General features: G+C 74.4%; 3 protein-coding genes and 1 pseudogene. 2 read left to right on the top strand and 2 right to left on the bottom strand.

Features of this window, described 5'->3' with window-relative positions:
* Both ACIQOV_RS31840 and ACIQOV_RS31835 read right to left on the bottom strand, forming a co-directional pair.
* Nucleotides 1–549, bottom strand: a 549-nt coding sequence (locus ACIQOV_RS31840) for a cysteine hydrolase family protein (RefSeq protein WP_401054158.1), incomplete at its 3' end; no start/stop codon positions are given.
* Nucleotides 546–1,835 (bottom strand): MFS transporter, encoded by a 1,290-nt coding sequence (locus ACIQOV_RS31835; RefSeq protein WP_401054156.1) that lies wholly within the window; start codon nt 1,833–1,835, stop codon nt 546–548. The genes ACIQOV_RS31835 and ACIQOV_RS31840, both read right to left, overlap by 4 nt.
* 145 nt (nt 1,836–1,980) lie before the next feature.
* Between ACIQOV_RS31835 and ACIQOV_RS31830 the strand changes: the two genes are divergently transcribed.
* Together ACIQOV_RS31830 and ACIQOV_RS31825 are read left to right on the top strand one after the other, a co-directional pair.
* Nucleotides 1,981–2,916, top strand: a complete 936-nt coding sequence (locus ACIQOV_RS31830) for a LysR family transcriptional regulator (protein WP_380549877.1) — start codon at nt 1,981–1,983, stop codon at nt 2,914–2,916.
* A 329-nt stretch (nt 2,917–3,245) separates the two neighbouring features.
* Nucleotides 3,246–3,804, top strand: a pseudogene (locus tag ACIQOV_RS31825) (serine/threonine-protein phosphatase); the annotation flags it as partial.

Raw genomic sequence — 3,804 nt, 5'->3', positions numbered from 1 at the left:
CCGGGAGGGGAGGACCCGGCGGAGCAGGACCTCGTGGACCTCCGGGTCCGGGTCGGCGACGCCGTCGGACAGGACGAGGAGCCGGTAGTCGCGGTCGGCCGCGTCGAGGACGGTGGACAGGACGGCGCCGCCGGTACCGAGGCCGCAGACGACCAGCGTGGTGATGCCGCGCTCGCGCAACTGCCGGTCGAGGTCGGTGGTGGACAGGGCCCCGTAGCGGGTCTTGCGCACGAGGATGTCGTCGTCCCCGGGCGCCAGGTGCTCGTGGACGGCGGCGGCGGGGTCCTCGTGGTGCATGGCGCGGTGCCGGGCCAGCGGCGCGAAGGTGGCGTTGGCGGCCGGGACGGCGTCCCAGTCGGCCTCGGTGAAGCCGACGCGCACGTGGGCGATGGTGCCGCCCTCGGCGCGGACGTCGGCGATCGCCCCGGCCACCCGGCCGAGCAGGGCCTCGCGGTCCCCGTCCCCGGGCAGCGCGGCCAGGATCGCGGGCTGGCAGTCCAGGACGAGGAGGGCGGTGTGCGCGGGATCGAGTGCCCGGTCGGTGCTCATGCGGGTGTCCTCCGTACGGATGGTGCGGCCGGCGGGGTGTCCGGTACGGCGTCCGGCCGCGTCCGGTCGGGTCGGGGAAGCAGGAAGGGGGTGGCGAGGATGAGCAGTCCCGCGACCGTGAGGGCGGTGCGCGGGCCGGTGGCGTCGGCGAGCAGCCCGCCGAGCGCGGTGCAGACGGCGATGGACGCCTGCTGGCCGATCGACCAGGCCGACAGGGTGCGGGCGACGAGGTGCTTGGGCGTGCGTTCGAGCCGGTAGGTGGCGAGCACCGGGTTGAACAGGCTCATGTTGATGATGATCGCCAGCTCGACGGCCATCACGGTGACGAGCCCGACCACGCCGGGGCGGACGAAGGCCAGACCGATCAGCCAGACGGCCCGCAGGGTGCCGACGACCCGGAAGACCCGGTCCCGCCCGTGGCGCTCCACGACCCGCCGGGCCAGCCGGGAGCCGATCAGCCCGCCGAGGCAGGGGGCGGCGAAGGCGAGGCCGTACTCCCAAGGAGCGAAGTGGAGTTGGCGCAGGAGAAGGACGGCGAGCACCGGCTCGGTGGCCATGATCAGACCGGAGACGAGCATGTTGTTGAGGTAGAGCGCCCGCAGACCGGGGTCGCCCAGGATGTGTCGCCAGCCGTCGAGCACCGCGCCGGCCCGGAGCGGGCTCCCGCCGTTCCGGGCCGGGTTCCCGCCGGCCCGGACGGGCGGCTCCTCCCGGTCACGGATCGCGATGATGCCCAGCGCGGAGAGCAGGTAGCCGAGCGCGTCGGCCACCACGGTGGTGACCGGCCCGAACCAGCCGATCGCCGCCCCGCCGAGCGGCGGCCCGATCGCGATGGAGCTCCAATTCGTGGACTCGAAGCGCGCGTTGGCCACAAGCAGGTCCTCCGGCCGGACGAGCGCCTTGAGGTAGGCCCCACTGGCCGCGCCGAACGCGATCTTGGCCGCGGCGATCACGATCGAGACCACGAGCAGCTGGACGAAGCCGAGCCACCCGAGGGCGTAGGCCACCGGGATCGTCGCCATGGCCGCGAACCGGATCAGGTCCGTCGCGATCATGACCGGCCGCTTGCGCCGGAACTCCACCCACGGCGCGAGCGGCACCGCGACCAGCGCACCCACCGCGGGCCCCACCGCGGACAGCGCGGACACCTCGGCGGGCCCGGCGTGCAGCACCAGGACGGCGATCAGCGGCAGTGCCCCGAACCCCAGTCCGGACCCGTACGCGCTCGCCGCGTACGCCGCCCACAGCCATCCGAACCGCCGGCCCAGTCGTTTCCCGCCCGTCATGCGCGATGCGCTCCCCTCGACGTCCCGACCCCGGCCGAACAAACCGGGGTTGACCGGTGAGAGCCAATCGGTCGCCACTACGGCAGGTCAAACAACCGATTCACCCACTCCGCACAACCTCTGGTTGTTCTCTAAGGTGGGTCGCGTGGACCTCGAAGCAGTACGCACCTTCGCCGCCATCGCGGAGGCCGGCCAGTTCCAGAAGGCCGCCGTCGACCTGTCCGTCACCCAGCAGGCCGTCTCCAAGCGCGTCGCCGCACTGGAGCGCGACCTCGGCGTGCGGCTGTTCACCCGCACCCCGCGCGGCGCCGAACTGACCATCGACGGGCAGGCGTTCCTGCCCCACGCCCGCGAGCTGCTGCGGGTCGCCGAGCGGGCGGTCGCGTCCGTGCGCGCCGGCCGCCGCCCGCTGCGGGTCGACGTGATCAACTCACGCGGCGCGGTCTCGGGCCTGATGCGCGGCTTCCACCGCAGCCACCCCGACATCGACCTCGACGTGCTGATGCTGTTCGACATCGACACCGCCGTCGCCGCCATCCGCTCCGGCACGATCGACGCGTCCTTCCGCGCCGTCGCCGCGCCCGGCAGGCCCCTGCCCGAGGACATCGAGTCCGTCCGGGTGCTCGACGAACCGCTCCAACTCCTCACCGGCCCCGACCACGCCCTCGCGGACGCCGGATCCGTGACCGTCGCCGAACTGGTCGGCCACCGGATCTGGATGCCCGGCATCGCCCCCGGCACCGAGTGGGGCGCCTACTACGCCGACCTGGTCGCCGAGTTCGGCCTCACCATCGAGGCCACCGGCCCCAACTTCGGCTCCGACGTGCTCCTCGACACCATCGCCGACACCCCGGCCCTGGCCACCTTCATGAGCGAGCGGACCCGCCTCGTCTGGCCCGCCGGCCACGGCCTGCGCCGCATCCCGGTGACCGACCCGACGCCCGTCTACCCCCACTCCCTCCTCTGGCACCGCGACAACCCCCACCCGGCGCTGCCCACGCTCCGCGCCCACCTCGCGGCCGCCCCCGCGGACCCCGCCGCCCCGGACACCTGGACCCCCGCCTGGGCCCTCCCCCACTGACCGCCCGAACCGGCCCGGCCCACCCCGGCCCGAACCGCCCGGCCAACGCGAAAGGGACAGAGCCGGACCAACCGAAACAGCGGCCACGGCGGGGGCGTGCTCCACCCCGCCCGGGATCCCCGCCGGCGGCCACCCGTGAGAGGGACGTGGCCGGAGGGCGCGATGCACCGCCGTCGGGCGTAATGGAAGGACCCGCCCCGGCGGACTGCACCGGGGTGCCGGGGTCGATCGAGCCGGTGTCGAGTGCCCGCGCGGGAGCAGAACGGCGGCGGGAGCAGGACGGCGGCGGGAGCAGGACGGCGGCGGGCAGGGATGAGCGGTGAACAGCGATGAGCGGTGAGCAGCTGTCCGGCGCGGCGCGACCGGACCGGCCGGAGGGGCACGGCGAACGCCTGCTGGGCACGCTGCTCGATCAGACCCATGAGCTGCCGCCCCAGCTGATCGCCCCGCTGGTCGCCGCCGCGGTGCGCGGGCTCGGCGGCCGCGACCCGGCGCTCCTGCTGCAGGACTACGGCCAGCTGGTGCTGGTGCCGTTGCCGGGGCGGGGGTTGGCCGCCGGGGAGCCGGTGCCGATCGACGGCTCCCCCGCGGGTGCGGCCTTCCTGCGCGGTCTCGCCGTCGAGGAGCCGCGGCCCGACGGGGTGCGGATGTACCTGCCGTTGCTGGACGGCGGCGACGAGGTGGGGGTTCTGGCCCTCACCCTGGACGCGGTCGACGAGGGCGACCGGCTGCTGCTGCGGCGCCTCGCCGCCCTGGTCGCCGATCTGCTGGTCACCAAGAGCGGCTACACCGACCGGATCTTCCAGGCCCGGCGCCTCGAACCGATGAGCGTGGCCGCGGAGATCCAGTGGTCGCTGCTGCCACCGCTGTCGCTGTCCGTTCCGCAGG

The organism is Kitasatospora sp. NPDC091257 (assembly GCF_044757675.1).
Lineage (GTDB): Bacteria > Actinomycetota > Actinomycetes > Streptomycetales > Streptomycetaceae > Kitasatospora > Kitasatospora lactacystinica.
Note: the sequence above shows the minus strand (reverse complement) of the source record. Positions and strands in the feature narration are given on the sequence as shown.

Bases quoted from the DNA above. Each gene is read 5' to 3' on its own strand.
- ACIQOV_RS31835 (WP_401054156.1), bottom strand. From the start codon at position 1,835: ATGACGGGCGGGAAACGACTGGGCCGGCGGTTCGGATGGCTGTGGGCG.